Origin of the sequence: Serratia sp. JSRIV004, from assembly GCF_019968705.1 — a bacterium.
Lineage (GTDB): Bacteria > Pseudomonadota > Gammaproteobacteria > Enterobacterales > Enterobacteriaceae > Chania > Chania fonticola_B.
Genome location: NZ_CP074140.1, coordinates 4,983,975 through 5,010,015, shown reverse-complemented (window position 1 = coordinate 5,010,015; position 26,041 = coordinate 4,983,975). Strand labels below are relative to the sequence as shown.

The window sequence follows — 26,041 nt, the reverse complement described above, 5'->3', positions numbered from 1 at the left end:
AATCATCTAACATTCCTGGGTTTAAAAATCCGCTTTACCCTAGAAGATAGAACTTAAATTGAAAGTGTGTTGGATGATTATTATTCCTTGTCGCAATGACGGATACTCCCATTCCTTACGTTGGTAACGGTTAAATGAGAGCATCCAATCTACTTATGATCACAAATGCTCAAAAATATATCGAGCAAGCTGGTATCTCTACTTAGCGAGCTGTTACATTATTAAACTCATTAATGAGTATTATTAACTTTCCATTTAGTTCACGATCACTTAATGACTGTCTTGCCTGATCGAAGTTTTGATGAAAGCTCGGAATGGCCAGGGAACCTACAAGCTCAGCGCCAAAAAAAGGTGCTGAGCGGGAAGCGATTTCTAATACACTAGCTCCACCACGTGTGCCAGGTGATGTCGAAAGAAAAACAACCGGCTTTTGTTGGAATACCTTGGTTTCAATGCGAGAACACCAATCAAATAAATTCTTATATGCTGCACTATATGAACCATTATGTTCTGCAAAAGAAATTATTACCCCGGTTGAGGATTTTATTTTGTCAATAAATGCTCTGGCGATTGCCGGTTGGCCCAGCTCTCTCTCAATATCCTCGCTAAATAGAGGTAAAGCGAAATCGTTCAGATCCACAATCTCAACGTCTTGCTCAAGAAAAGTTGCTGCATAAATCACAAGTTTTCTATTGATAGACTTGGAACTAGTGCTGGCAGCAAAAGCAAGTATAGTCATTTGTAATGTCCTTAATTAAAAAAGATTTCAATTATCACCTTTGAATATAGGTGTCCTTAAACACATCATATTTAATATAATGTGTTGGCTGTGCTGAATTAATCAGCACATTCTGAGTGTCGGCCTGCGGATCTACATAGTTAGCTATCCTCCTAACGACTTTCTGTATGTATGTTATGTAGCCTGAATTATTTTACACATAGATAATTTTTTCACTGCGCTTAATGTGATTTTAAGCAGGATCTTAACTGACAATAAAGACAACGCGTTATTTTATATCAGCGGCTGCACACACACAGAATATGCCACTTGCTCAACCGCTGGAGTGCTTCGTCAAGCACCTCTTCGGACTGTACCAACGCAATACGTACTTGGCCTGAACCTCCAGGCCCGAAGCCACTACCGGGAGCGACCAGCACACCAGTGGCATTCAGTAAGGCCTCTACAAATTCCATGTCATTTCCTACGAAACCTGGTGGTAATGGAGCCCAAAGAAAGAAAGTGCTTTGCGACGGTGGTATCTGCCAACCTAGTGATGCTGCAGTATCTACAAATCTACGCATGCGTGATGCATAGATGGCGCTGTTACGTGCAGCGATATTTTCCAATTCATCAAGCATCTCTGCCGCTACGCATTGCAGTGGCAAGAAGGTGCCAAAGTCGATGTTAAATTTGGCTGTACGGATTTTTTCTATCAATTTTGGTGCCCCGGCGGCGAAACCGATGCGCCAACCCGCAAGGCCACAGGATTTACTCAGGCTATGAAGCTCCAGCACGCGCGACAGCGCTCCTGAAGCCGGTAATGCCGCACCACTGAGTAAGCTGTTAGGTGTTTGATCGAATCTAATCTCCGCATAGGCTCGATCGATGACAACCCAAAGTCCATGGCGCTCAGCGAAATCCAAGACGCTTTTCAGTTTGCTCGATGATAATTCCACTCCAGTGGGATTGTTCGGCGAACAGATCACTATCACACGTGCATCCTGTAACTGCTCTGAACGAATCGACTCCAGCGCTGGTTGGCCTAATTCGTCGCAGGTAAATAATTCCACGTGTGCGCCTATCAGGCGGGCACAACTTTGATAGACGGTATATGACGGCTCTGGCATAAGCACAGTCTCTCCTGGCTTTAAACAGGCAAGCAGGCTGTAAAATATCCCTTCTTTTGAACCGAGAAGATTGACTACATTGCGGTCTGGATCGAGTAAAACTGGTGCATCAGTTGGTAAAAACCTACGCTGGTAGTAGGCTGTGAAGCGCTCGCGCAAATAGCGGCATATATCGTAACGGAACTCGCCATAGCCGTGCAGATCGTTACGGCTGACAAAGTGTTGCAGGCGCTCGCGCCATTGTAATTCCGGTGCAATGTCGGGGTTGCCAATCGACAGGTCCAATAGTGGAACTCCGACGAAGTCAGATGCATTCTGTTTCGAACGGTAGCCTTCTACCATGGCTTTGAGTAGGGTGAAAGCGTCGGGGGGCATAGTATTGTTCAAGGGAGGCATGGTTACTGTTCTCATATCAGCGGATCGGTTTTTCGAACGATGTTCTGGCAACGTTGCGAGGCTGTGCGCGTAAACGAGTCTGGAAGTCATGGAATTGCGCGGCAATCAATGCCACGGTTTCGTCCCATACTTGATCACTATGTTGTTGCATCGGATAAAGAAGAAAGCCGCAGATAATAGTTTTAGGATCATTGTTAACGGGATAACCCGGTACGATACTAAAGTGCGGTAGGTCGTAACCCGCATTGACACGATCCCAGCATTCCTGCATAAAAAGCATTGCAAGATCTTGGTAGGAAGAAGCCAAAGCGATTAGCTCTGAATCAAATGGAGCCTCAAAAACTACTTCCCATCCTAGGCTCGAATGGTTAAGTACACGGAACAGACCGTGGCGTTCGAGAGCATCTGCCAGTGAGTTACGAGCCTCGTGCAGACTGGCAAGATAAGTGGCGTAGCCATGACGGCCAAGCTGATTAAGATTGACCCATGCTGCCAGAATACCTTGGTTTGGCCGCGAATTTTCAAAGGTGTAGCGGTAGGCTCGAAACTGACCATAATGAAAATCTTTGTTGCTATAGTGATAGTTTCCGTCGCCGAGCTCGTCCATGAAGCGGTGGTCTCGGGCCACAAAGAAGCTACTCGCGTAGGGACACAGGCCATTCTTGTGGAAATCCACACCGAGTGAATCAAAATTACTTAGACTGTGCATACGTTGTAGCACTTCGGTAATACGTGCTCTGGTTCGTATATCAGGAACTAATTTACACAATAGCTCATGATTGGCATCAAGGAGGCTCAGATATAGCCAGCCAATAACACTGTCCAGATGCAGATAGGGACGTTCCTGCAAATTATGTTTTCGTGCGAACGCCTCGACGATTTCGTGTACTTCACGAGTGTCTTCACAGTTGAAGTTGATTGTGGTTCCACCAGAACACACGATCGCTGCGACCCTGCGCCCGTTAGCATGCTGCTCGTGAAGTAGGTGTTGTAAGGCATGGCCGCACATGCGTCCATTAGCGTTACTGGGGATACGCAGGCAGTTGTTTGAACCTAGCCCGAGTAGGCTGGCAGCATGCTCTACACAGTAATGTGCTCCTTCACTGCATAGAATAATCAGGTCATGTGGCAAACCACTAAGTAGCGATTCTGGCGCAATACGACTCAGTGCTGACTTAATTGCGTACATAATAGTGAATTTACCACCGTTGCAGGCTATTCCCATAGCCTGTGTCCAGCCAGCCCAGCGTCCTATACGCCGCGCTATTTGTTGTTCGATCAATAATGCTTCGCCACAAAATGCGTCCATCAGGCTGTTTGTATTGTAGGCTGTAGCGAGCCAAGCAGCTGCGGTAGCTTCCACACTGGGGGCTGGAAGCATGTTAAATAAAGCGTGTTTTGACTGCGGGCGGATAGCACCTCGAAAGTAGCGTGCTACTTCGTTAAGTAATTTGGCGTCGTCAAGAGGGACCTCATTTTCTTCATGCGCGAGTACATCAAAATAAGAGAAGGGTCGTGCGGGGTACTTTGGACCAAGATTGATGAGTGCATTGGGGGCAAAATTTAGTTCGGGTAGCATTATTTGGTCTGAACGAGCAAATTGCTGCACATGCAGGTCTAATTTCCGTGTATAGTCAATCAGAGACTGCAAGCGCTTTGGTTCATCTGGTGTAGACTGCTGGCTTAGATTTTTTAGCATATTCAGAGTAATTTCATTTTTTATTATGGAGTTAATGTGTTTCTGTCGCATTAAGGTTTCTTCGGTAACAAGGCAATTAAAATAGAGTTAGAATAATTAGGTGAATACATGTGCGCTGAAATCTGATTTACTTAATACGCTTTTCCAGGCTAAATTTATTTTGACATACTTAATTTTCATGGTTCCTGAAGTTGCCGCAATCGTAATAATCTATGAGTTTTCCGGTGTCTTTAACACTGATTAAAAATCTCTCTAGGTTTAGAAGGTCATGTAATACTGATGGGTCATTTGTGGAGTTAATTAACTTTCCGCATGTTTTTATCTGGTAATGTATACCGAAGGAATGATGAAGCAATGCATTCTCAACCATTCTAAGCCTTCTTATTTCAATCAAAAGCTCATCAATCTCGTTATATCTCATGGTTTTCATATTCCTTAAAAGAGTGCGTATCATTAGAATTTTTTTGGCAGTTTATTCAAACTTAATAGTTTTCCTCTTTTAGTCTTTATATACCCACCTCTTTCTAGCTCTCTAATAACTTTAGATATCGAGCTTCTGGATATTTTATTCCTTTCTTTTATATAACCGAATATAGAAATATTGTATTTTTCATTTCCCTCAAGAGAGTTAATGTCCTCTAGACATTTTTTTATGCAATCGTAAACTGAACTACATATAACGCTTTCATCTCTAATTTGGTATATGTCAATTAATTTTGCACAAATATTTGTCATAACTTCCGGTGGAACGTTTTGGTAAAAAAGATCGAAATCAACAGTTTTTAATACACTTTCAGATAGTGGCTTTATATACAAGTTTGTTTTGTTAAAGATAGCCTCATGAATACCAAAAACAAAAGGGGCTTTTATCTCACTGATGATTATGTCATCAGTCATTCTTTTCAAAAGGACGCTACCGCTTAAGAGCAGTATTGCACTTTTCTTTCCATCTCTAATATAATGAGTGGGTATTTTACCCTGAATTATATGGAGCTCATTCACTAAGAGTTTTTGGAAAACCATCGCCAAGTTTTTTGATAACATTTTCCAAGCCTGCCCGCAATTTGTACTCAAAAAAATGTAAATCTATTATCACCTACAAAAATCAATCAGTCAAGGGTGATTGATTGATTTTTTGCTGCTGTAAAACTGCAAGCATTGGTTGAAAAGCTCTACTAAGGGTCATGTTGTTTTTATTTAAGGTGATGAAAACAAAGAGTTGTAGTTTGAAATCCTAATTTTAATAGCTGATTATTGGAAGGGGTATTGTATTTGCAACGCAATTTCAGGATGTAAGCGATGCTGGGAATTTTAATCGGACAATCTCATTTCAGGCTTCAGTTCGTACGTAGGTTTGCTGGCGTTACCGGTTGCGTTGATTGTATTTAATTCATTGTTTTTATTGTATTAAAAGTGCTTTTTTTGATGTTCTTGAAGAATGAGAAGTGGTTATGATTTGCAAAAGTATGTTGACATTTAGTATTATTATAGTTTATAATCAGTCTTGATTGATTGATTGATTGATTGATTGATTGATTGATTGATTGATTGATTGATTGATTGATTGATTGATTGATTGATTGATTGATTGATTGATTGATTGATTGATTGATTGATTGATTGATTTAGGGTTTTGAATAGTGGTGCTTTACTACTCAGCCTGATTTGATTTCATTATTTATTTTATATTATAATTGAATATTCACGCGATTGAGGCTTGTTTATTTTTTTGGGAATATAAATCTATATAGTGGACACATGGGTGAAATATCCTGCTGTTGTGAGAGGGAGTAAAAGTGATACTAATTATTTATGCGCATCCTTACCCTCGGTATTCTCGAGCCAATGAGAATCTTCTAGAGGCTGTCAAAGATATTGATGATGTGGAAATTCGTAGTTTATATGACATTTATCCAGACTTCAATATTGATATCAAAGCTGAGCAGCATGCTTTGGCGTCAGCCGATATTATCGTATTACAACATCCTATGCAGTGGTATAGTTTACCACCGCTGCTTAAGCTTTGGATCGATAAAGTATTAGAGTACGGTTGGGCTTATGGCCATGGTGGCAACGCACTGTTAAATAAGTGGTTGCTTTGGGCTGTCACTAGTGGTGGTGCTCGAGAGCATTTCGCCATCGGCGAATATCCACATTTTGATGCGTTGGCACAACCGCTTCAGGCTACGGCTATTTATTGCGGCATGAAATGGCTTCCACCTTTTTCAGTACATAATACATATTGTTCTGATGATAATGCCCTTGCTAAGAATAGCGAAGCCTACAGGAATTTATTGTTGAATTACCAGTCATCTTATACTGGGGATGCTCATCGGGAAGAAAATTATGGATAATCACACGATGATGACCGAGGGCTTGATCTACTTGGGGGCTGCGGTACTTTTTGTGCCTATTGCGGTTCGTTTCGGATTAGGTTCTGTTTTGGGCTATCTGATAGCAGGATGTATTATTGGCCCATGGGGGTTCGGGTTTGTTTCGCATGCTGAGTCCATCCTTACCTTCGCCGAAATTGGCGTTGTGCTTATGCTGTTTATTATCGGTCTGGAATTAGACCCACAGCGTTTATGGAAATTACGAGCATCCGTTTTTGGTGGTGGTAGCCTGCAGATGCTTTGCTGTGGTGCTTCACTTAGTGTTTTCTGTTATTTGCTTGGTCTTGACTGGAATGTTGCGCTTCTGATCGGTCTTACCTTAGGCCTGTCTTCTACAGCTATTGCGATGCAAGCAATGGGGGAACGTAATTTGACACCTTTGCCGGTTGGTCGTAGTGCTTTTTCGGTACTTTTATTCCAGGATATCGCAGCTATTCCACTGGTTGCCATGATCCCTCTTTTGGTGAGTAGTCCTGGGGAAACAACGCTGAGTGCTTTTATTTTGTCTGCGGCAAAGGTGTTCGGGGCTCTGACTCTTGCATTGTTACTTGGGCGTTATGTCACTCGTCCGTTGCTGCGATTTGTCGCACGTTCAGGTATGCGTGAGGTTTTCAGCGCCGTCGCACTGTTTTTGGTTTTCGGTTTTGGCATTCTTCTGGAAATGTCCGGCTTGTCGATGGCAATGGGAGCATTCCTGGCTGGTGTGCTGTTGGCTAGCTCAGAATATCGCCATGCACTTGAAAGTGATATCCAGCCGTTCAAAGGTCTTTTGTTGGGGCTTTTCTTTATCGGTGTCGGGATGTCGATCGATTTTGGGATTTTGTTTCAAGATCCTTCATTGATCGCTTTGTTGCTTATTGGCTTTATGCTGTTGAAAGCGATGATGCTTTTGCTGATATCGCCTGTGCTTAAGGTGGCTAAGCGTCAGCGCGGACTCTTTACCATTTTACTGGGACAGGGGAGTGAATTTGCGTTTGTGATATTTGGTACAGCGCAATTGGCGGGGGTATTATCTCTAGAATGGGGAAAATCATTGACTCTCGTGATTGCTCTATCTATGGTTATCACTCCACTATTATTAATTCTATATACACGGCTAGAGAGTCGCGTCAAAAAAGACGATCGACCTGATGATGTGATCGATGAAGAAAATGCCAGTGTGATTATTGCAGGATTTGGCCGCTTTGGTCAGATCGCGGGGCGTTTTTTGTTAGCTAATGGTGTACGTGCAATCATACTGGATCACGATCCTGACCACATTGAAACCTTGCGTAAGTTTGATATTAAAGTCTTTTATGGTGACACAACACGTCTTGAACTGTTAGAAGCAGCAGGTGCTGTACAAGCCAAAATATTGATCAATGCGATTGATGATGTCGGTGCGAACTTACAATTGACAGAGTTGGTTAAAGATAATTACCCACATATGAAAGTTATCGCTCGGGCACGTGATGCTGACCATTGGTATCAGTTACGCAAGTTGGGGGTAGAAAATCCAGAGCGTGAAACTTTTGAAAGTTCGATGCTTCTTGGTAGAAAAGCGCTAGAGCTCATGGGCCTAGATCCTTATGAAGCCCGAGAGAGGGCAGATATATTCCGTCGTTATAATCTTAAAATGTTAGAAGAAACACTTGATAACTATGAAGATAATGAACTGCGAATAACAACGTTTAAAAGAACAAAGGACTTACTTTCTGCAGCGCTAGAACAGGATCACGCTGGCCTCGTCAGCGCACAACGAACTGGTTGGAAAGGAACGGTAGAAAGTAAGTCATCATAGTCTGACTCTTTAGTATTTAGTCATCACTGATTATAGAAGGATGAAATAATGAAGTTATATTACTCTCCTGGAGCTTGTTCACTTGCTGTTCATATTATGCTCGAGTGGATGAATAAGCCTTACGAGCTTATTTTGGCTAATAAAAATGATCCTGCCTTTAAAGCTGCTAACCCGATGCTTGCGGTACCTACTTTGGCAGAAACTTCCATCGGGACTTTAAATCAATGCGGAGCTATTTTACGCTACTTGGCAAGCTTTCCAGAGGGCCAGGTTTTTGCCGCCAATCCTAATGATCCTGCAGATATCTATGAGTTCGATCGTTGGGAGTGTTTTTTTACAGGAGATGTGCACCCCAGTTTCTATCCATTTTTTTCACCCCAGCGTTATATCATGGATAGTGATGATGATGCATATGAAAAAGTTATATCAGCCTCAGTGCTTTTAGTCGAACGTACATTTCAGATCCTGAATACACATCTGGAAAATCATGAGTTTATCGTAGGTGGGCACCTGAGTATCATAGATGCTTATGCAACGCCAATGCTTCGATGGGCTAAGCATGGAATGCCAGAAAAATTTAAAACATACTCTAGTATCGAGAGACACTATAATATGATGTGCTCGGACAGAAAGATCATTATGGCAATGCAACAGCAGGGTATTGAAGCATAAGTTAATTACACAACAATTAAGCTATGGTAAACCCCATTCTTTAATTTTAATAAGGGAAGTGACCTTGTTTTTACAGCATATAACACTTCCTTATTTTATATAAATTGAAATATAATCTGTTTTTTCGGAAATGTAATTATCTATCATGCGAGGTTTTATAATACTATTATTCACTAAATACACATTAAGTCATGCGTTGCTATATTCTTTTTCAATTTGGTTGTTATTTCTGATTTTTATTTCAAATGTAAATTTATCAACCTTACTATATTAAGGAGTGGAAGGTGTATACTTTATTGGTTAGTGACGATTATTATTACGCATATGGCTTTAAAAAGAAACGTAACATGAAGAATTTGAAACATGTAAGCTTCCAAAATTACAAACTTAATGAGTCTAATACTAAAGATTTATCTAACTTGATTTTACACGTCACCTCTGTAGAACAATTAACTTATTTAAAGAGCATGCGTTGTGGCATAACTACCGTTTTATATAATGATAAATTTAAGAATATTATTAATTTAATTCCAGTTCTAGGGAGCTTCATTATTATTAGTGATAGATATTATTCGGGGGTAAATGATCCTGAAGATAAGCATAACGCAATTTTTTATAGTAATAAATTAACGTGGCGAGAGGTTTCAATAATGCAACTTTACTGCAATGGTTTCAGCACGAATGATATTTCTATGGTTACACGGAGAAATGCTAAAACGATCAGTTCTATGAAGTATTCGATATGTAAAAAGCTTGGTATTGATAGAAGTAAAAAATTCAAAGACTTTATCTCAAAACTATCCTGGTAATAGAGTTTTTTGGGAGTAATACTCTGAGATGCATTTGAAAAAATGGAAAACCATGATTTCTATCATGGGCTTGTATTTTTGTTAATTCAATAGGCTCCTAATGATTGGATAAAGACTTTAGAATGAGGTGAAGCAATCTATAATGCCAACACCTCATCCTTCACTGTAGCACAATAAACGCCTTTGTCATATATCAACAGGATTGCGTTTGCAGCACCGATCGTCGTGATGCGTTTTCAGAAAGCCATTTTCTCGATTGTGCTTATATTTCATCCTCGATTGACATTCAATATTATATTGTTAAGGTTAACTGGCTTTATTTCTTAAGAATACCATTACAATTTGATTCCTTTAAATTAAAAATTGCAAATCGTAAAATTCTTTCTAGACTATTAATAATTTCATCACTTACATCTTCATACGACCACTTACAAGTATCATAAATTCCTTCAAAAAGAGCACTGAGATAAAAACTACATAGAACCAAGTCAAGATCTTCTGGTAGTTCTCCCGATGCTACTGCTCTCTTTAAACTTATTTTTATTTTGTTTAAAATAAATCTGTCGATAAACTTTTTCCAGCGTAATATCGGTGCGTTTTCATCTGTATTTTCAGTTTTAAAATATATTATTTCAATGATATTTTTAATGGAACCAGGTTGTGTTATTTTTTTTAGGTAAATCACTGCTGAGGATAATAAGTATTCCAGTACATCTGATTTTATGTCATGTTTTAATGGTTGTTCATCTTTAATTGCTCTTTTTATAACAGATAGACATATTTCAACTTTGTTTGTATAGTGCCCATAAATAGCTCCTCGTGAAAATCCGGAATCTAAGGAAATATGATTTATCGTACTCTCACCTACACCAAACGTAATAAAAACACGTTCTGCAGAGTTTAAAATTGCATCTCTGGTTTTTTGGGATTCTTCTGGGGTTTTTCTGGCCAATATCATTTCCTCGTATAGAGTTTAATATTATGCTGTTAGGTGCAGCTAATCACCAATATGATAATGATTTAGCTGTAGATACTCAAGGCCATCTCTATGTTGTTAACAACATGTTTCATTTTAACAAAAATATGAATATTTGTCAGTAAACGACTCTGGCTACATGAAGCACGGAATTTTGAACTGCTGTAGCAGTTGGCAAGTAGAGCTTTTCTTACCATGTCAAGGGAAAAGGGTCCATCGAGTGTGTAACTTCTTGCGGATGTGTGGTCTGACTATGATTATCTTTTACGCCATATCATGCCTGCTATGGTACGAAGCTTCATCTGGCAGTTTTCGCAAGGCTGCTAAGAGCATCAAGTTGTTGGACTCATTTCGTGATAGTGAGGCATGCATCTCGATTTTATTTTTTAATCAGTCGTGATTGACTAATTATGACTGTTGCTTTAGAGTGGGTGAGCATGAGTTACATACAAGCCTGTTATGGCTGTGGGGATTCACGTTACGCTTTTTAAATGTAAATGCTTTAAAGATTGTAGTATTCATTCTTGGGGGAGTGTTTATACCTAAATATTGTATGGTAAACGCGCCTAAAAAATTATAATGGATTGAGATATATGATGAATATTGAAAGGTTTGATGCTGAAAACTCTGCTCTTCTGCTCATCGATCACCAGATTGGCACTATGGGTTGGGCCAAATCGATGCCTTTTGAAATTCTGAAGCGTAACGCGTTGATGCTGGCTAAAACTGCTCATATATTGAAGCTGCCGGTAGTGCTCACTTCAAGTATGGAGGAACATGCACAAGGCCGATTGCTTAAAGAATTGGAAAGCATTTTGCCTATCGAATTTGAAAACAGGATCAAAAGATTAGGTGTCGTTAACGCTATGGAAGAAGCTAGCTTCGCTGCGGCAGTTAAGGCCACTGGACGTAAGAAGATCATTATTGCTGGGGTTACCAACGATGTTTGTACTGTCTACCCGGCCATTAGCCTAGTTAGAAATGGCTTCGACGTACAGGTAGTTGCTGATGCTGGTGCTTCACCAACAAAATCAGCAGATGATATCGCTCTACGTAGGATGGAGAAAAATGGCGTTACCTTGACAACAACTAATCAGTTAATCGCAGAGCTCGCTGGCAGTTGGAGCACCCAAGAAGGTGGCCAACTCGTCAAGTTGATCATGGAAGCATTAGAAGGGCAAATATACTATCATTACTAAATAGCATTGATGCTCTTATATGGCAGAGTTAATAAGGCTTATAAGAACTAATAACTATGTACAGGACTAATTTAACAATGAACTTTTATAGTCGGGCACTAAGTGATTAGCACGATATTATTACAATGAATTATAATTTAGTCGTTTTCTACTAAATGATGTTTTGAACCAAAAAATGTTTCATCAGTACTAAGGATTATTTGATGACTAATATAACCACAATAAAGTTGCGACCGCTCGAACGTGAGGACTTGATTTTTGTGCACCAGATGGACAACAACGCAAGTGTGATGCGCTATTGGTTTGAGGAGCCTTACGAGGCGTTTGTTGAGCTTTCAGATTTGTATGATAAGCATATTCATGACCAAACTGAGCGCCGTTTTATTATTGAAAACGACAGCGTAAAAGTGGGGCTTGTTGAACTGGTTGAGATTAATCATATTCATCGCAGAGCAGAATTTCAGATTATCATAGATCCTGTTCATCAAGGTAATGGCTATGCTAAGAATGCAGCTATTTTGGCAATGGACTATGGCTTTTCTGTGCTTAATTTGAATAAATTACATCTGATCGTGGACAGTGAAAACCAGAAAGCTATTCATATTTATACTAAGCTAGGTTTTGAGGTCGAAGGTAAATTAATTGATGAGTATTTCGCCAATGGTAAATATCGCAGTGTATTGAGAATGTGTATTTTTCAAAATAGATATTTTGATGTTTTCAAGTCAAAATGAATGCCTTTTGAGCCTATCCCAAAAGGAATTATCGTATAATGCGTTACGATAATTTCTGAGGGCGAAGTATGGCAGGTAACAAGTGGCAGATTAGCGATGAACTCTGGGAAAAGATGGCTCCACTGCTCCCGGAGGACAAAACCAGCCATCCGCAGGGGACGCATCGCAAGCGCGTCGATAATCGTGCCGCAATGAACGCCATTTTCTTTGTGCTCAGAACAGGTTGTCAGTGAAATGCGCTGAATGCGACAGGGATTTGCTCGTCAAGCTCAGCCCATAGTCGCTTCCAGGAGTGGCGCGATGCCGGAGTTTTCGAGCGGTTCTGGCAGAACGGATTACTTGCCTGCGAGAAACTAGATGCCATTGACTGGTCTTGGTTGTCGATGGATGGCTGCATGACAAAATCGCCACTTGCAGGCTCAAAAAAACAGGTCGCAACCCCACAGACAGGGGAACACAGGGCGTAAAACGGAGTCTGATGACCGATGCGAACGGGTTACCTCTCTCACTGGTTGTCTCAGGGGCAAATACCCACGACATAAAGCTGGTTGAAGATACGCTTGACGCGTTACAGACGGGCAGACCGGGGCACAGGCTCCCTCTGTGCATGGACAAAGGCTATGAAGCCGAATGGCTGGTAAATTGTATGAAAGCGAGTCGTTATGAACCTCACATCCAGTCGAGGAAAGAGGAATCAGAGGCGCTTAAAAACACGGACTTCAAGGCTCATCGCTGGGTAGTTGAAAGAACACATAGCTGGATGAATCGCTTCCGTCGCGTCTTGACACGCTGGGAGAAGAAGGTCGAGAACTACGAAGCGATGCTGCATTTTGCATGCAGCATTATTGTATGGAATAAAATCCTATTGGGATAGGATCTAAGGGTTATGGCGTGAGAATTATTAACTTCGCTTACCTTTTTATTGCATTGTTATGTGCTATGGTTTCTAACCAAGCTTTTGCTAATACTTTTTATAGCTACAATTGTACTAATACTCAATTGACAACCTCTCTACCCGCCAAGCTCGTCTATCAACCGGTATTAAATGTATTATTTGGTCAGGCTTTATCACGTTCGCGGAATTATGTACCGCGACTACAGGGGGGGAACACATATCATCAAGCAACTCTGAATACCTGCTCTTTAAATGGGTTAAGTGGAGTCTCTGTTAGTGTAACGGGCCCTCCAACAGTGACGGCAACAAGTACAGGAAATATCTGTTCACGACAAGCTGACGAAGGCAGTGCAAATAAAATGGTTGTCAATATATTAATTACTCGGGGCGCTGCATGTAACGTTTCAGTCACATTCTCAGTTGCTTTTACTATGACATCCACTAGCGGAAACAGTGGCACTCTTTCGAGTACCTTGGTTAGTGGACAACCCACTGGCTGGGTCTATTACAATACAGACACAAACAAAATAGGTATATCACCCTCTGCTACATATAATGTAACGCCATACACTTGCACATTGACCACATCAAATATTGCTGTTGCACTGCCTAGTACATCACTTTCATCTTAGACTACACCGGGTCTGTCATCAACGCTAACACCTTTTGCGATAACCTTAACAGGTTGTTCTGCGACAACAAGTGGTGCGGTGGCAAACGCAAGCTGGGTGTTTAATACGGTTACAGGATACCCAAACGTGATAGCCAATACGGGAGCCGCAAATAATGTTGGTGTGCAAATTTTAGATTCCACACAAACCCCCATTACTAACGGTGGAAAAAGTGTTATTGCAACGTTGACCTCAGCTTCAGTTTATAATGCTAACTATTATGCGAGTTATTACTCACTGGGTAACCCAACAACTGGAACAGTTGTTGGTAATGCGAAATTTAGCATAACATATAATTAATTTTCGTTTTTATTATTGCTGGTAACTGAGTTTTGATGCGTGCTGGATATAATTTTAGTTTTTGCAATCATATTTTTTTTGAGTCTGAAAAGTAGTTTAAAAATAGCTTTAATACAATATTTTTCACAAGGTAAAAAGATGTTTTTTATGAATATACCTATCAATTTTGTTGTTGGATATTATTTTTTGCACCCGGTTATGGATTGAATAAATAACTCTAGTGCACTTAAGTTAATTAAGGAAATGTCATGAAAAGAAACCTGTTTATAATGAGCCCATCGGCTCTGTTACTTATAGCTGTAACAAGGGTTCTGTCGCATTAACGGGCACAGGCCAGCCAAAGTGGGTGTTGCCGATTATTTAGGCAGCCAACAGATAAAATTGTTCCGCAGGTGACAATACCTCACTTTCCGGATGCTGATATTGTCCTTTGCGTATCATGTGGATCAATTCGATGCCCGCCAAAAGCCCCTGTGCCCGTCGAAACGATTTGAATCCCAGCATCGGTCTTATCCGGCGTTTGATATTGCGGTGATCTTGCTCAACCAGATTGTTTAGGTACTTACTTTGCCTCACTGTAATCGTTTCCTCATCGGGTTTGTCGGCGTTGAGCGTGGCCAAAGCCGCTGTGTTGGCCCCACTTTTATCGATAGCGGCGTTTTTCAAGGTAGTTGTCGCTTAATGTAATAAAATTACGTTATGCCGTCTCTTTTTCCGGGTTAAGGTAAACTTCCGGAATATAGTCCCAGTTGCGTAGCTGCTTACTCCAGCGTTCTGGATGTTGTTGGTGGGCTAGCCGGTAAACAGACTTTCTGGCTGCCAGTATTTTCATATCGAGACCCCGATGGCGTTCATCCGGCGTAACGTATTTGATCCCGCTGTGCTTATGCTCAAGGTTGTACCAGTTTACGAAACGACTTACCCAGGCCCGTGCGTCATCTATTGTGTGAAAGCCGTTCTCTGGCCACCAGGGGCAATATTTGAGTGTGCGGAACAATGATTCTGAATACGGATTATCATTGCTGACCCGGGGGCGAGAGTAAGAACTCAGTACGCCAAGGGCATACATTTTTGCCAGCAACGTAAAGCTGCGCATTGGGCTTCCGTTGTCGGAATGCAGCACCAGGTTACGGGATGAACATTTTTCATTCCACACCGCTCGTTGTAGCAGTTCTGCTGCATGTTCCCCGGTTTCACTGCTGAATACCTCTGCGGCAATAATTTTACGGCTATAAATATCCATGATCATATAGAGATAAAAGTGCTGACCTCTGACCCAGGACGGTAAATGACTGATATCCCAACTCCAGACCTGGTTCGGTGCAACCGCCTTAAGCACATCAGGCCGTTTATACTGGCATTCCCGGGACCTCCTCGTCAGTTGACTGGCTGATTTTAATACGCGATAAAAGGTTGATTCAGAAGCAATATAAACACCTTTATCCGCCAGCATCGGTACGATCACATTTGGAGGCAAAGAGGCAAATTCCGGAGAGTTGCATAACTCCAGAATTTGCAACCTTTCTGTTTCCGATAATTTATTTCGGGGGACACGGTCTGTTACACCGGGCCTTCTGTCTGCACTGATCACTCCACCATCACCATCAATCCAGCGCTGCAGCGTTCGGATCGAAATCCCGATACACTGACAGGCCTGGATCTTACGGGCGCCGTGATCGACAGCTTCACGGACAAGAGAAATAATTTTCTGCCGCTCCGGAAGAGGTGTCAGCCTTCCTCGCTGTTGTCCCAGAGGGCATTGAACTTTTCCCGCAGCATCAGGAGCGCAGCCGCTTCTGCCAGCGCTTTATCTTTGCGGGTCAGCTCCTTCTCAAGTTCACGCAACCGGCTTCTGATATCGCGTAACTCTTTATCTGCGCGGCGATTTTCCGTCAGTTTCATTTCATGAGCTTTGATCGAAATAACCCGCCACTCTTTTACCTGCTCAACAAAAAGCCCCTGACGGCGACAATAATCGGCAAGTTCCATTTCAGACAATGAAGCTGTTTCAAGAACAACCGAAAAGCGACGCTCAGGAGTCCATTCATCACCATCCACAGAGGAAATCCTTTCATTTTTTGGCAATAAGCCTTGTGCCACCAGTTCAAGTCGCCATTTTGCAACAACGGAAGAACTCAGAGCCAGTTTTTGTGCAATGTGTCTGACTGACCAGCTATAAGGAGGCTGGAGCCACATCACTCCCTTTTCTTTCACATCAATCGGTACTGCATGCGCAGGCATAGTCATTCTCCTTCAGAAAGTAAGCGACAACTATGCTGACACAGGGGGGGAATCAGCGTTCACTTTCACCGGAATACGCAGGTGGCGGCTTCCCAGCTCCGACATTACCGCGGCGGCAGCGTGGTCTATCAGTATTACGATCACCGTACGCAGCAATATAAACGCCAAAAAATCAGCCAGGAAGAAATGCTGCAGCGCTATATCAGCCATATTCCGGCACGGCATTTTAAGATGGTGCGGTACTACGGCTTTTTGGCCAACCGCAAACGGGGCCAACTGCTGCCGAAGGTTTACGAAGCGCTGTCGATGACGGTGCGGGATAAGCCCAAACGGCCCGGGTTCGCAGTGCTGATGAAAGGCTTCCTGGGCACAGATCCGTACCAATGCATCCTGTGCGGCGATCGGATGCGATTTGCCGGCGCCGAGGCTGGCAGGCATGCGACAGAATTACTGTCGGCCAGGCTGCAGCGGATGGAGAAAAAACGATGGCTTCAGGCACCGGCCCTGGATAAGTGCGCCTAAAAAACAGGTTTGGGATTAAAGATACAGCAAAACAGGCATTTTTACGCATAACCCTTTGTGATACCGCACCATCACGGGAGCTGCGCGCTACGGTTCATGGTCAGGGATCCTCAAAAAACGTGATCCAGATTCCTAACCATCAAGATCAGTCGATTGATATCCCTAACCATGGAGATATTTCTCTTTTAAATATAATTATGCACTCAATGACATTAATGGCCTGCAGTTTTAGAAAAAACCTGCACAACGATGACACCAAGAATTATTAAACCCATTCCTATTAGAGCCGAAAAATCAAGGCGCTGGCCATAAATATAGAATGATGCAATACTGACAAAGACAATACCCAAACCTGCCCACGTCGCATAAGCAATACCAACAGGGATAGTTTGCACTACAATGCTCAACATCCAAAAAGCTATCGAATAGCCAACAATAACCAACATTAATGGTATGGGTTTACTGAGGCCTGACATTGCTTTCATTGACGTTGTTGCAACGACTTCTGCACCTATTGCAATAGCGAGTAACAAATAAGCTTTCATATTAAAATACCATAGTTTATATGTCTATTACACACTTCAACACTCTTAATACTCATACCACTTTAGGATAACCAATATGATATTTTACAATAGAGTCCGAGTGCGTTGTTTTGTGACTTTTAAATTAAAAAATAAATACCTAGCAATAAAAATAATTAATTTTTATTGTCATGTGTTATTCATACCATTTCAAAGAACACCTCCTGAAAATATGTGCATTCTTAGAGCATATCCCAATAGAATTTTGTTCCAGACAATAATGCCGCAGGAAAGATGGGTGACGCCTCCAATTGGTTGAGTCTGATGTATAATGCGGGCTTTTGAGATTCTCTCATGGCCAGCGTTAAGGTTCATTGTCCCCATTGTCAGTTCACTCAGGTTTACCGCCATGGTCAGAACCCTAAAGGCTATGACAGATTTCGCTGTCGTGACTGCCACCGCGCGTTTCAGCTCACTTACATTTATGAAGCCAGTAAGCCGAGCGTTAAAGAGTAGATCACTGACATGGCCTTCAACAGTACCGGCGTTCACGATACCACTAGGACGTTGAAAATTGGCATTAACACCGTCATCCGGACTTTAAAAAACTCGCGCCAAAGCTAATAACACCACGCTGTCTGTTTTTCTGCTCTGGTGGCAAGACCTTACAATTGTCATGGCCACACCATGGAAGCCGCCCATTATGATTTGACGACCAAATAGCCTGTGATGCTCGATGACGGCATTGGACTGCCATTGGCCCGCACTTATCTTGAAATGCATTATACATTGATCGGTTTAACATATCAATCAGTCTTGATTGATTTACCCCATAGGTGGTGGCAATTGATTTTGCATTATCGATCGCCGCAAGCTATTTATGGTTAGAAAAAAGTAAGCGGCTCACCTGAGCCGTATTGACGTTTATTCAGCAGTAAGCTCGACTTTCCATGGCAGCAGATCACGAACCCGATTAGCTGGCCAGTCCTGGATATGGCCGGGGACGTAACGCAGCCATACCTCTGGATCCACACCTTTCAGCCGGCAGGTGCAGATCAGCGAGTACAGTATCGCTGCACGCTCTCCACCTTCGTCTGAGCCTGCGAGTCGAGTCAACCGAGGGGAATTTCCCCCCTCAGTTGCTCACAGAACCGGACGTGACAGTCTCCCGTCATACGGCTCCTGATCACTCATTCGTTGCACGAAGTAAATACCAGTGGGCAAACAGCTTGGGATGCTGCTTTCTTACCAAAGCCAACTTGTGCTGTGCTCTACGGTTCGAGAGCCTGAACTTCGACTACATCCACTTAAGTGTGTGATTCATAGACATAGTTTCACTATAATGCCTCACTATGAACAGGGAAATTCAACAGCGACTGCAGTGGGTAAAACTCTATGAAACGTCCGGTGATGCGGGGTTCGTATGCCGTCGCTGTGGCATTTCTCGGCCCACATTGCGTAAATGGTGGCGCAGATATCTTGCTCAGGGCATCGCAGGTCTGGAAAGCCATAGCTGTCGCCCTAAGCGCTCACCATCAACGAAAACTGGCGCAAGCGAAGTTGCTCTGATCCTGGAGTTACGTTCTCTGCGAAATCTGGGGGCAAGGCGGATTCAGAGCGAGTTAAAACGACTTCATTCAATCTCACTGGCAATGGCAACGATTCACAAAGTTCTTTGCCAGAATCAGGTTACACCTGTTGTTAAATTTCGGCGTAAAGCTGATTTTATTCGCTACGAACGCCCTGTTCCCGGTGACAGGGTCCAGATGGATACCTGTAAAATTGGCCCCGGCTTATATCAGTACACATCCGTTGATGATTGCACTCGCTACAGAGTCCTTAGGCTCTACTCTCATCGCACAGCTGCAAACACACTGGATTTTATTGAATGTGTTATTGAAGAAATGCCTTTCCCGATACAGCGCTTTCAGACCGACCGGGGAAGAGAGTTTTTTGCCGTTAAGGTGCAAGAAAAATTGAAAGAATACGGCATCAAATTTCGTCCAAATAAACCAGCTTCGCCTCATCTTAATGGCAAAGTTGAACGTTCCCAAAAGACAGACAAAGCTGAGTTTTACGCTACCGTAGATCTCTCCGTAGATGACCAGAAGGAGCAACTGGCAGAATGGCAGCATTACTATAACTGGGAACGTCCTCATAGCGCTCACAACGGTAAAACTCCGATGGAGCATTACTTCGAACTTGCTGAGCAAACACCATACTCTGATGCCGTTCAAGCAAACTATCAGCACAGCGACGAACACATACAAGAGCAGAATTACAGGCTTGAACTTGAGCTGAGAAAATTGAAACGATGTCTATGAATCACACAACTTAAGTAGCCGTGATTGTAAGGCACTCCACAGACGGTAGCTAAAATTGCTGTACCAGAACTTACCGTAGTACTCAATCCAGCCTCTGATCACCACATTGTATCGTTTCGCAAAATCCGTCAGACTTTCTGCTGTCGAGCGGTGTATTCGCCACTCTTTGATTGTCTTCGTGATCTTTTGCATCGCTTTCATTGACGCGCCCGGCATGCACTTCCGGTACAGCTCACCTTTATAGTTCTTCAGTGTCCGCACTTTGAAGTCATACCCCAGAAAGGTAAAACTCTTCGCGACATTTTGCCTTTCAAACGTATCAATATAGGCGATATTCGATTTCTCTTCATTGATCGTCAGCCCCACTTCGGCAAACCGTTTCGCTAGTCTGTCTTTCAGACTCATAGCTTCGCTCATCCTTGAAAAATGGACCACAATATCATCAGCATACCTTTCAAACGGTACACCTCGATATTCTCTCCCCATCCATTGGTCAAACGCATAGTGCAGAAACAGATTAGCCAACAGGGGCGAGACTACTGCGTATTCCGCTCTGTTCGATCACGGATTGGCATCGAAGTTCGATCACATATTGGCACCGAAGTTCGATCACATATTGGCACCGCAGTTCGAGCAGGATTTCGTCTCCGTTCGGTCAACCGGGATGAGTTAACTTTTTCTACTGCTTTTTAACCTGTTTTTTCCTCGCTTTCCACTGCCGTTTTGCTTTTCCTCATCGATTCTCCTTGTAGTACCAGTCTGTGGCCGTTATGCACCAGTCTGTCCAGGATCGCATCTGCCGTTGTCGGGCTCTCCATCAGCCCGTGCCACTTATCTACTGGGAACTGGCTCACCACCAGGGTACTGCTTTGTCCGTACCGGTCTTCCACTATTTCCAGCAGGTCGTTACATTGCGCGTTGCTCAGGGGTTCCAGACCCAGATCGTCCAGGATGAGCACCTGCGTTTTTTGCAGTTGTTTCAGGTGCTTCAGCCAGCTACCGTCTACCCGCCCCTGCGCCAGCATTTCCAGTAACCGACCGGTACGCCAGTACTGAACGCTGTGTTTCTGGCGACAGGCCTGCTCACCCAGGGCATTGGCGATCCAGCTTTTCCCACACCCCGTCGGGCCGGTGATCATGATGTTTTTCCGATGCGTGATGTAATGACCGTTCAGCAGCTCCCGCATCTGTTCGGCTCTCAACCCACTTGAGACGGGGTAGTGCAGCCCCTCCGGCGCTGCCTGGTATTTCAGGTTCGCACTCTTCCTCAGACGGGCCACCCGACCGTTTTCCCTGTTCAGCAGTTCGTTATCTGCCAGCAGGATCAGCCGTTCCTCGAACGACAACTCGCCGTAGGTCTGCGGTGTTTCTCGCTGGCGGATCAGGCTCCCTGCCATGGCCGGGAGCTTCAGTTGGGTCAGTTTGTTTAACAGGTTATCGCTCATGCCGTTTGTTCCTCTGTTTGTCAGTTAGTGGTAGTAGCCTGGACCGCGCAGGTTTTCATGCTCCAGCGAGGCCGGAGAGTGTTGTTCGCTCTGACTCGATAACGGGAGATCTTGGTTCTCGCGATTGTGACGCAGCAGGTTGTCGATGAAGCGCCTGTCCGGTGTTTTGTAATGCCAGGCGACGCAACTGGCTTTTTCCAGCCGCTCTTTTCCGTATTTTTTCTGCAGTGCGGTCAGACCGAGTACCGCACGGTAGGCCAGTTCCGGATAGGCTTTGGCTTTCAGCATGGCGTCAACCACTCTGCCGGTGAACGGGCCGATGCGACATCCCATCTCGACCAGACGTTCTGGCGTCCATGTCCCGTGCCCCAGGTGCCGAGCCGGCATGTGCAGCGGATTGGTAGAGTGCTTATATTCATGGAGGCTGCGCGGATGCTGCGCCACGCACTGTCCCTTGTGCCTGACCTGGACCACCGACTGACCTGGACCACCGACTGACCCGCCTTGAGCGACAGGCGCTGACCAACCAGCTCATGCGGGACCGAGTACCAGTGATGCGCATACTCAACGTGGTAGTCTGGGGCGACCTTCACCGCTTTGTATTCGGTGTACTCGTACGCTGCCAGAGGCCGCGACGAGAGCACTGGCGTATCCAGTTCGCGGAAGCGCTCTGCGCGGCTCTGGTTGCCGTACCCTTTCATTGGCCGGTTATTCATGTACGTCAGCAGCTCCCGAAGGCGGGTATTCAGCGCCCTGAGCGTGTAGAAGGTTTCATTGCGGATGCGGGCAAGCAGCCATCTTTCGACGATGAGAACGCCGTTTTCTGCTTTCGATTTATCTTTCGGCTTATAGGGGCGAGCCGGGATGATAACGGTGCCGTAGTGCTCCGCCAACGCCTGGTAACTGTCATTGATGACGGGTTCATAGCGATCGGCCTTTTTCACCGCGCTTTTGAGGTTATCGGGGACCAGCAGCTTCGGTACACCGCCCAGGAAGGTCAGACAGCGGCTGTTGGCGTTCAGCCAGGACATCATATCTTGACCTTCACAGGCCTCCACGTAGGTGTAGTTAGACGTCCCCAAGACGGCCACGAAGATGGCCACACGGCGAACCTCGCCGGTATCCGGGTTGATGACGGGAACCGTCGGGCCGCAGAAGTCGATAAAGAGTTTTTCACCGGCACGGTGCTCCTGGCGCATTGAGAGGCGGCGTGTTTTTTTCCACTCCCGATAGCAGCGGCAGAAGTGGGAGTACCCCATCGCCAGTTCCCCGGCCTGAGCCTTGTACTCCATCCATAGCAGTTGCCGCGTCACGCCGGATTTTCTCATCTCGGTATCGAAGTGAAGCAGATCCGGCATGACCCGCTCTGATGCAGGTATGCCTTTGGCCGGGAAGATGAGTTTTTCAAGGCCATCGTGGGATATCGCTTCAGGAAGAGGCCATGGCAGAGACGTGGCTTTAAAGCGGGCGAGAACCTCAAAAACCGTCGAGGCACTGATTTTCATCGTCAGCCCGATACAACGGTTGGTCAGCTTCTGGTCGAACTTGAGCTGAAGGATCTTGAAACAGGTTTCCATGGAACTCCTGGCTTTTCTCTAATGAGATGGTCACCCCCTCCTTGTGTGCGGTACGCTGGCTGGGTGTTTTATTTCAGAGGAAACCAACATGAAAAACGTTACGCTTATTGGTATCGATCTCGGTAAACACTCCTTCCACGTACACTGTCAGGACGAAATGGGTAATGCCCTTCTGCGCAAAAAGTTTACCCGAACCAGACTGATGGAGTTTTTAGCCAGTTGCCAATCAGCGACTGTTGTGATGGAAGCCTGTGCGGGAGCCCATTTTATGGCGCGTCGGATTGCTGATTTAGGTCATGAGGCAAAGCTGATTTCTCCACAATTCGTCCGCCCTTTCGTTAAGAGCAACAAAAACGATTTTGTCGATGCTGAGGCTATCTGCGAGGCGGCTTCCCGCCCCTCAATGCGCTTTGTTTCACCCAGAACTGAAGACCAGCAGGCAATGTCTGCACTGCATCGGGTCAGAGATTCACTGATACGCCAACGCGTTAAAACCACCAATCAGATGCACGCATTTTTGCTGGAGTTCGGCATCAGCATGCCGCGCGGTATTGCCGTAATTCGGCGTCTGGCCGCCGTGCTGGAAGAAAATGACTTCCCGCCTTACCTGGTAAGGGTTCTGAACAGGCTCCACAGCCAGTATATTTACCTTTGCGGGGAAATTGATGAAATCGATATGGAACTGAAAACCCACCTTGCGGAGGATGAAACCGCACAGCGGCTGCTGACCATTCCCGGCGTCGGGCCGGTAACAGCAAGCCTGTTAGCCGCACGACTGGGTGACGGGAAAAACTATGCCAGCAGCCGTGACTTTGCGGCGTCAACCGGGCTGGTTCCACGCCAGTACAGTACAGGTGGAAAAACGACACTGATGGGCATCAGCAAGCGAGGTGATAAGAATCTGCGACGGCTGCTGGTGCAGTGTGCACGCGTGTTTATGCTGCGGCTGGAGAACAACCCAGGGCGTCTTGCAGAGTGGGTTAAAAAGCAGCTTGCCAGCCATCACTCTAACGTGGTGGCGTGCGCGCTGGCAAACAAACTGGCACGTATAGCCTGGTCGGTTACGGCACATCAGGCGGCGTTCAGCAAATAAAATAAAAGAGCCAACGAAAAACTCGTCAACTCAGTGAGTTAACACGTTACTTTCTGGTTTTGCGACGACAGATAATTGATGACATGAACGGCATATCGGCCTGCTGATGAACCTGATCCAAAAAGTGGCTCTATGAAGCCGACTCTCTTTTAAGGTTCGGCAGGCGCGAAACTCATCGTGGCGCGAGCATGAATACTCACTAGACGCCGAATAGATTTACAGCAAGCCCGTCATAAATCAAAATCTGTGTTGCAAAAACGGGGGGTGACCATAGATTTTTGGACATCGATGCCTCCATTGGCGTAAAAATCAGCCATGGAGACCGTGTAAGAAAGAGTTAATTCCCGGAGTGACCGGCAGGATGCCAAACCGTGATCGATTCAGACGCCATTTTGCAATCTACCGCCTCTACTGTGAGCAAGGGCTGTCGCTACGCCTCAAACGACCACGTCGCAATAAATCTGCCCAGCTGCGGCAGCCGCAGCTTCAGGGCTTATATCCAAACCACTTCTGGGGCATGGATTTTGTTTCTGATGCGTTGTTTGACGGGCGACGACTGCGCCTGTTGACGGTTATCGACCTTTACACCCGCGAATGCCTGGGGATCTGTGTGGGACAGAATCTGCGTTCGACAGAAGTGGCAGAGATGCTGAACAGCATAGCGCTCAGGCGTCCTTTACCGCAGTTGCTGAAAACCGATAATGGTTCTGAATTTGCAGGGAAAATGCTGGACAAGTGGGTGTATGAAAGAGGGATCAGGATCGACTTCTCACGCCCGGGAACACCGACGGACAACGCTACGGTGGTGTCCTTTAATGGCAGATTGCGGCAGGAATGTTTGAACGAGAACTGGTTCATGTCTGTGGAGGATGCACGGTGCAAAATCGAGGGCTGGCGCATACACTATAACCAGAGCCGTCCCCATTCTGCCCTGGGCTGGATGACACCTTCTGAATTTGCCGAGAAATCTGCCGGTTGCCAGAATATGCAGCCAGAATGAAGCCGGTTATTCCTGATTATGAATGGATCACATACGGGGAGCGGGTCAGGTGGATTGCAATAGCAATCCACCCTTTATTTAGTTTAATAAAAAATTACAAGCTGTATACTGAAACGGTAAAGTTTCCACTAAACACATCTGCCACTGGAGTTCCAGTTGCATAAACCGTTAAAAACTGCTCTTGTGATGGCTTGAGTAACGTTGTTGTCGTGTTACCATTACCAATAGCCGCCGTAACTTCATCTGCCATTGAACCGATATTGATAGGTAAAGGAGTTTTGGTTACTGCGCCAGTCAAGGTGAAGGTAGAATCCGGGGTGTTCGGACTGATGGTCACCGAGTTGATATTACCTGCACCGGTGGTCAACAACTGGATGTTACCTATAATAGTACCAAAAGCAACATCACCAGAAACCAAACCACTGACTGGTTCAAATGTAGAGGTCAGTGTCGATGGAGAGGCCACAGGAACTTCGATAGTCAACGAGTTGCTCGTGCCAATCTGGTTAGCCATTGAAGCAATAGAAAATGAAAGACCAGCAATAAATAATGCAACTTTTGATTTAAACATTAGCTTTCCTTTGATATTCTGAAATAAAAAATTGATGGTAAATATAAATCTATAGATATATTTAACTTTACCATGGTGAAGTTCTAGCTAGCATTTACCACCTGTCTTACCACTATAATGGGTGAGTGGGTTTTAAAAGCAGTAGAAATAACATTCGTGGACGTACCTTAGAAAAGATTAAGGTGGTCCAGTAGGTGCCCAACCAAAAAGATGCGTATGTTTAATAAATGGCATGCCGTATTTGCAGGTATTTATGTTTGGTTTAATGACTCTGAAAGTTTTTTGTTTTCTGTGCACTTCCATTATTCGGCTCATTTTGAACATTTCTCTTTCCTCATGATAAATTATCTGTGCATATTTTTAGTTAAAGGA

General features: G+C 44.4%; 20 protein-coding genes and 8 pseudogenes. 13 read left to right on the top strand and 15 right to left on the bottom strand.

The window, feature by feature from the left end; translation table 11 throughout:
• Nucleotides 1-202: 202 nt before the first annotated feature.
• The 5 genes from KGP21_RS23810 to KGP21_RS23790 form a co-directional block, all read right to left on the bottom strand.
• Nucleotides 203-739 carry an NADPH-dependent FMN reductase gene (locus KGP21_RS23810; protein ID WP_223498366.1) on the bottom strand — a complete coding sequence of 179 codons (537 nt, stop codon included), beginning with the start codon at nucleotides 737-739 and terminating at the stop codon, nucleotides 203-205.
• A gap of 278 nt (nucleotides 740-1,017) precedes the next feature.
• Nucleotides 1,018-2,259: a pyridoxal phosphate-dependent aminotransferase gene (locus KGP21_RS23805; protein ID WP_223498365.1), complete on the bottom strand. Its 1,242-nt coding sequence runs from the start codon at nucleotides 2,257-2,259 to the stop codon at nucleotides 1,018-1,020.
• A 1-nt stretch (nucleotide 2,260) separates the two neighbouring features.
• Nucleotides 2,261-3,994 (bottom strand): pyridoxal-dependent decarboxylase, encoded by a 1,734-nt coding sequence (locus KGP21_RS23800; RefSeq protein WP_223498364.1) that lies wholly within the window; start codon nucleotides 3,992-3,994, stop codon nucleotides 2,261-2,263.
• 118 nt (nucleotides 3,995-4,112) lie between these two features.
• The gene (locus KGP21_RS23795) at nucleotides 4,113-4,364 is read right to left on the bottom strand and encodes a hypothetical protein (protein ID WP_024530851.1); all 252 of its coding nucleotides are present in this window, start codon (nucleotides 4,362-4,364) and stop codon (nucleotides 4,113-4,115) included.
• Nucleotides 4,365-4,396: 32 nt separating this feature from the next.
• Nucleotides 4,397-4,987, bottom strand: coding sequence for a helix-turn-helix domain-containing protein (locus KGP21_RS23790; RefSeq protein WP_223498363.1), 591 nt, complete (start codon nucleotides 4,985-4,987; stop codon nucleotides 4,397-4,399).
• A gap of 752 nt (nucleotides 4,988-5,739) precedes the next feature.
• On the opposite strand from KGP21_RS23790, the gene kefF reads away from it, so the two are divergent.
• The 4 genes from kefF to KGP21_RS23770 all read left to right on the top strand — a co-directional run bounded on the left by kefF (nucleotide 5,740) and on the right by KGP21_RS23770 (nucleotide 9,597).
• Nucleotides 5,740-6,297 carry a glutathione-regulated potassium-efflux system oxidoreductase KefF gene (kefF, locus tag KGP21_RS23785; RefSeq protein WP_024530853.1) on the top strand — a complete coding sequence of 186 codons (558 nt, stop codon included), beginning with the start codon at nucleotides 5,740-5,742 and terminating at the stop codon, nucleotides 6,295-6,297.
• Nucleotides 6,290-8,116, top strand: coding sequence for a glutathione-regulated potassium-efflux system protein KefC (gene kefC / locus KGP21_RS23780; protein ID WP_223498362.1), 1,827 nt, complete (start codon nucleotides 6,290-6,292; stop codon nucleotides 8,114-8,116). Before kefF ends, kefC begins: the two co-directional genes overlap by 8 nt.
• A gap of 48 nt (nucleotides 8,117-8,164) precedes the next feature.
• Nucleotides 8,165-8,788, top strand: a complete 624-nt coding sequence (locus KGP21_RS23775) for a glutathione S-transferase family protein (protein WP_024530854.1) — start codon at nucleotides 8,165-8,167, stop codon at nucleotides 8,786-8,788.
• Between the two features lie 284 nt (nucleotides 8,789-9,072).
• Nucleotides 9,073-9,597 (top strand): LuxR C-terminal-related transcriptional regulator, encoded by a 525-nt coding sequence (locus KGP21_RS23770; RefSeq protein ID WP_223498361.1) that lies wholly within the window; start codon nucleotides 9,073-9,075, stop codon nucleotides 9,595-9,597.
• Between the two features lie 316 nt (nucleotides 9,598-9,913).
• Here the strand turns inward: KGP21_RS23770 and KGP21_RS23765 are convergent, their stop codons facing one another.
• Nucleotides 9,914-10,549, bottom strand: coding sequence for a TetR family transcriptional regulator (locus tag KGP21_RS23765; RefSeq protein WP_024530856.1), 636 nt, complete (start codon nucleotides 10,547-10,549; stop codon nucleotides 9,914-9,916).
• A 617-nt stretch (nucleotides 10,550-11,166) separates the two neighbouring features.
• Between KGP21_RS23765 and KGP21_RS23760 the strand changes: the two genes are divergently transcribed.
• The 4 genes and pseudogenes from KGP21_RS23760 to KGP21_RS23745 all read left to right on the top strand — a co-directional run bounded on the left by KGP21_RS23760 (nucleotide 11,167) and on the right by KGP21_RS23745 (nucleotide 14,372).
• On the top strand, nucleotides 11,167-11,772 hold the full coding sequence (locus KGP21_RS23760) for an isochorismatase family protein (protein ID WP_223498360.1): 606 nt from the start codon (nucleotides 11,167-11,169) through the stop codon (nucleotides 11,770-11,772).
• Between the two features lie 203 nt (nucleotides 11,773-11,975).
• A complete protein-coding gene (gene speG / locus KGP21_RS23755) occupies nucleotides 11,976-12,506 on the top strand; it encodes a spermidine N1-acetyltransferase (protein ID WP_223498359.1) in 531 nt (176 codons plus the stop codon).
• Nucleotides 12,507-12,574: 68 nt separating this feature from the next.
• A pseudogene (locus KGP21_RS23750) lies at nucleotides 12,575-13,380 on the top strand (IS5 family transposase).
• Nucleotides 13,381-14,111: 731 nt separating this feature from the next.
• Nucleotides 14,112-14,372 carry a fimbrial protein gene (locus KGP21_RS23745; protein ID WP_071784475.1) on the top strand — a complete coding sequence of 87 codons (261 nt, stop codon included), beginning with the start codon at nucleotides 14,112-14,114 and terminating at the stop codon, nucleotides 14,370-14,372.
• A gap of 360 nt (nucleotides 14,373-14,732) precedes the next feature.
• Here KGP21_RS23745 and KGP21_RS23740 read toward each other — a convergent pair.
• Both KGP21_RS23740 and KGP21_RS23735 read right to left on the bottom strand, forming a co-directional pair.
• A pseudogene (locus KGP21_RS23740) lies at nucleotides 14,733-15,023 on the bottom strand (DDE-type integrase/transposase/recombinase); the annotation flags it as partial.
• Between the two features lie 46 nt (nucleotides 15,024-15,069).
• A protein-coding gene (locus KGP21_RS23735; RefSeq protein ID WP_371822214.1) for an IS3 family transposase occupies nucleotides 15,070-16,568 on the bottom strand; the annotation gives its coding sequence in 2 pieces (ribosomal slippage) (nucleotides 15,070-16,136 and nucleotides 16,136-16,568; 1,500 coding nt in all).
• Between the two features lie 126 nt (nucleotides 16,569-16,694).
• Here KGP21_RS23735 and KGP21_RS23730 point away from each other — a divergent pair.
• Complete coding sequence (locus KGP21_RS23730) at nucleotides 16,695-17,135, top strand: transposase (protein WP_223498357.1); 441 nt, start codon at nucleotides 16,695-16,697, stop codon at nucleotides 17,133-17,135.
• Between the two features lie 212 nt (nucleotides 17,136-17,347).
• Here the strand turns inward: KGP21_RS23730 and KGP21_RS23725 are convergent, their stop codons facing one another.
• A complete protein-coding gene (locus KGP21_RS23725; protein ID WP_024530863.1) occupies nucleotides 17,348-17,680 on the bottom strand; it encodes a multidrug efflux SMR transporter in 333 nt (110 codons plus the stop codon).
• A 333-nt stretch (nucleotides 17,681-18,013) separates the two neighbouring features.
• On the opposite strand from KGP21_RS23725, the pseudogene KGP21_RS23720 reads away from it, so the two are divergent.
• Nucleotides 18,014-18,357, top strand: a pseudogene (locus KGP21_RS23720) (IS1-like element transposase); the annotation flags it as partial.
• Between the two features lie 226 nt (nucleotides 18,358-18,583).
• Here the strand turns inward: KGP21_RS23720 and KGP21_RS23715 are convergent.
• Nucleotides 18,584-18,763 (bottom strand): annotated as a pseudogene (locus KGP21_RS23715) (transposase domain-containing protein); the annotation flags it as partial.
• An 82-nt stretch (nucleotides 18,764-18,845) separates the two neighbouring features.
• A pseudogene (locus KGP21_RS29810) lies at nucleotides 18,846-18,971 on the bottom strand (reverse transcriptase); the annotation flags it as partial.
• 40 nt (nucleotides 18,972-19,011) lie between these two features.
• Here KGP21_RS29810 and KGP21_RS23710 point away from each other — a divergent pair.
• The gene (locus KGP21_RS23710; RefSeq protein WP_223498356.1) at nucleotides 19,012-19,983 is read left to right on the top strand and encodes an IS481 family transposase; all 972 of its coding nucleotides are present in this window, start codon (nucleotides 19,012-19,014) and stop codon (nucleotides 19,981-19,983) included.
• Here the strand turns inward: KGP21_RS23710 and KGP21_RS23705 are convergent.
• From KGP21_RS23705 to istA, 3 genes and pseudogenes are all read right to left on the bottom strand, one after another.
• A pseudogene (locus tag KGP21_RS23705) lies at nucleotides 19,978-20,523 on the bottom strand (reverse transcriptase domain-containing protein); the annotation flags it as partial. The gene KGP21_RS23710 and the pseudogene KGP21_RS23705 sit on opposite strands and share 6 nt — an antisense overlap.
• Nucleotides 20,524-20,672: 149 nt before the next feature.
• Nucleotides 20,673-21,428, bottom strand: coding sequence for an IS21-like element helper ATPase IstB (gene istB, locus KGP21_RS23700; RefSeq protein WP_223498355.1), 756 nt, complete (start codon nucleotides 21,426-21,428; stop codon nucleotides 20,673-20,675).
• A gap of 24 nt (nucleotides 21,429-21,452) precedes the next feature.
• A pseudogene (gene istA, locus KGP21_RS23695) lies at nucleotides 21,453-23,005 on the bottom strand (IS21 family transposase).
• An 88-nt stretch (nucleotides 23,006-23,093) separates the two neighbouring features.
• On the opposite strand from istA, the gene KGP21_RS23690 reads away from it, so the two are divergent.
• Both KGP21_RS23690 and KGP21_RS23685 read left to right on the top strand, forming a co-directional pair.
• Entirely contained in the window at nucleotides 23,094-24,098 is a 1,005-nt protein-coding gene (locus tag KGP21_RS23690; protein ID WP_223498354.1) for an IS110 family transposase, read from the top strand.
• 361 nt (nucleotides 24,099-24,459) lie between these two features.
• Nucleotides 24,460-25,098: pseudogene (locus KGP21_RS23685) on the top strand (IS3 family transposase); the annotation flags it as partial.
• A gap of 94 nt (nucleotides 25,099-25,192) precedes the next feature.
• On the opposite strand, the gene KGP21_RS23680 reads toward KGP21_RS23685, so the two are convergent.
• A complete protein-coding gene (locus KGP21_RS23680; RefSeq protein ID WP_223498353.1) occupies nucleotides 25,193-25,669 on the bottom strand; it encodes a hypothetical protein in 477 nt (158 codons plus the stop codon).
• Nucleotides 25,670-26,041 lie beyond the last annotated feature (372 nt).

Bases quoted from the DNA above. Each gene is read 5' to 3' on its own strand.
- KGP21_RS23810 (WP_223498366.1), bottom strand. From the start codon at position 739: ATGACTATACTTGCTTTTGCTGCCAGCACTAGTTCCAAGTCTATCAAT.
- KGP21_RS23805 (WP_223498365.1), bottom strand. From the start codon at position 2,259: ATGAGAACAGTAACCATGCCTCCCTTGAACAATACTATGCCCCCCGAC.
- KGP21_RS23800 (WP_223498364.1), bottom strand. From the start codon at position 3,994: ATGCGACAGAAACACATTAACTCCATAATAAAAAATGAAATTACTCTG.
- KGP21_RS23795 (WP_024530851.1), bottom strand. From the start codon at position 4,364: ATGAGATATAACGAGATTGATGAGCTTTTGATTGAAATAAGAAGGCTT.
- KGP21_RS23790 (WP_223498363.1), bottom strand. From the start codon at position 4,987: ATGTTATCAAAAAACTTGGCGATGGTTTTCCAAAAACTCTTAGTGAAT.
- kefC (WP_223498362.1), top strand. From the start codon at position 6,290: ATGGATAATCACACGATGATGACCGAGGGCTTGATCTACTTGGGGGCT.
- KGP21_RS23775 (WP_024530854.1), top strand. From the start codon at position 8,165: ATGAAGTTATATTACTCTCCTGGAGCTTGTTCACTTGCTGTTCATATT.
- KGP21_RS23760 (WP_223498360.1), top strand. From the start codon at position 11,167: ATGATGAATATTGAAAGGTTTGATGCTGAAAACTCTGCTCTTCTGCTC.
- speG (WP_223498359.1), top strand. From the start codon at position 11,976: ATGACTAATATAACCACAATAAAGTTGCGACCGCTCGAACGTGAGGAC.
- KGP21_RS23725 (WP_024530863.1), bottom strand. From the start codon at position 17,680: ATGAAAGCTTATTTGTTACTCGCTATTGCAATAGGTGCAGAAGTCGTT.
- KGP21_RS23710 (WP_223498356.1), top strand. From the start codon at position 19,012: ATGAACAGGGAAATTCAACAGCGACTGCAGTGGGTAAAACTCTATGAA.
- istB (WP_223498355.1), bottom strand. From the start codon at position 21,428: ATGAGCGATAACCTGTTAAACAAACTGACCCAACTGAAGCTCCCGGCC.
- KGP21_RS23690 (WP_223498354.1), top strand. From the start codon at position 23,094: ATGAAAAACGTTACGCTTATTGGTATCGATCTCGGTAAACACTCCTTC.
- KGP21_RS23680 (WP_223498353.1), bottom strand. From the start codon at position 25,669: ATGTTTAAATCAAAAGTTGCATTATTTATTGCTGGTCTTTCATTTTCT.